The sequence below is a fragment of the Martelella sp. AMO21009 genome (genome assembly GCF_053484295.1).
In genome coordinates this window covers 1-216 of the sequence record NZ_JBAKFR010000096.1, presented here as the reverse complement: position 1 = coordinate 216, position 216 = coordinate 1, and the positions used below count along the sequence as shown (strand labels likewise).

Annotated in this window: 1 pseudogene; it reads left to right on the top strand. The window is 59.3% G+C overall.

Features of this window, described 5'->3' with window-relative positions:
- A pseudogene (istB, locus tag V6766_RS25605) lies at nt 1–216 on the top strand (IS21-like element ISSsp5 family helper ATPase IstB); the annotation flags it as partial.

The window sequence follows — 216 nt, the reverse complement described above, 5'->3', positions numbered from 1 at the left end:
CAGCCGCCGCCATGGTCAGCGAGATGATGGAGGCCCGTGACGAACGGCGCCTCTTGCGTTTCCAGAAGCAGATGGCAGGATACAAGCTGCTGATCATCGACGAACTCGGCTTCGTGCCGTTGTCAAAGACCGGCGCGGAGCTGCTGTTCGAGTTGATCTCCCAACGTTATGAGCGGGGCGCCACCCTGATCACCAGCAATCTGCCCTTTGACGAAT